This window comes from Azotobacter beijerinckii (assembly GCF_900110885.1).
Taxonomy (GTDB): Bacteria; Pseudomonadota; Gammaproteobacteria; order Pseudomonadales; family Pseudomonadaceae; genus Azotobacter; species Azotobacter beijerinckii.
Genome location: NZ_FOFJ01000178.1, coordinates 1 through 1,113, shown reverse-complemented (window position 1 = coordinate 1,113; position 1,113 = coordinate 1). Strand labels below are relative to the sequence as shown.

The following is a 1,113-nucleotide window of genomic DNA, read 5'->3' as shown; positions in this document are numbered from 1 at the left end:
TGCTCGCCGGCACGGCTGGGGCTGAAGTCGTAGACGACTGCTCGCAGCCCGGCGAACGGGCTGGGAACGTAGGCCCAGACGTAGGCGCGCTGGGTCTTCTTCATCCCCGGAGCCAGCATCTGCACCGGGGTCTCGTCGGCATGGACGACGTTCTGCTCCAGGACGATGTCCCGCAGCGCATCGACCAGCGGTTGCAGCTGTACGCCGCAGCGGCCGACCCACTGCGCCAGGGTCGAGCGCGGGATGGCCAGGCCGGAGCGGGCGAAGATCCTTTCCTGCCGGTACAGGGGCAGATGATCGGCGAACTTGGCCACCATGACCTGGGCCAGCAGCCCGGCGGTCGGGAGGCCCTTGTCGATCACCTGGGCCGGAACCGGTGCCTGGGTCAGGGTTTCGCACCGCTCGCAGACCCACTTGCCGCGGACATGCCGCTCCACCGTGAAGACGCCCGGAGTGTAGTCGAGCTTTTCGCTGACATCCTCGCCAATGCGCTTGAGCCGGCAGCCGCAGGCGCACTGCGTGTTGCCCGGCTCGTGATGGATCAGCGTGCGGGGGAACTGCGGCGGCAAGGCCGTGCGCCTGGGCTGCCGGCGTGGCTCGGCAGCGGCGGGAGCCGGAGCCAGTTCCTCGAGCTCGGCTTCGATGGCCGCGATATCGGTATCGAGCAGATCGTCCAGCAGGCCGATCTGGGCAGCACCGAGCTGCTCGCTGCGCCGGGCAAACCGATGCCGCTTGAGGACGGCAATTTCGTGAGCCAGCTGATCGCTGCGGGTCTTGTGATAGTGGACTTGCTGGTCGAGGCTGGCGACACGCTGCATCAACTGCGCCGCCAGTTCGCGCAGTTGTTCGGGGGTCAGATGGTCGAAGCAGGCAGACGTCATGGCGCCGAGTGTGCCTGCCTTGACCGCTATCGACGATAGGCCGTTCGGTCAATTGCGCGGCAGGCACCCTCTGACGGCCAACTATAAAAGGCGGATTTCGGCCCCCGATCCGACCCGCTGCCAGGGCAGCCCGACCACTAGTGCAGTTTCAACCAACATCCTGTTCAAGTGGCGGGAGCTGTTCACAACCGTAATAGGTGCAGACTCGCCCCATCACCTCGGCGCTGGTCAG

The 1,113-nt window shown here is 66.3% G+C and carries 1 protein-coding gene; it reads right to left on the bottom strand.

What is annotated here, in order from left to right:
* On the bottom strand, positions 1-881 hold an 881-nt coding region (tnpC, locus tag BMY22_RS23510; protein WP_143068640.1), incomplete at its 3' end, for an IS66 family transposase.
* Between the last annotated feature and the right edge of the window lie 232 nt (positions 882-1,113).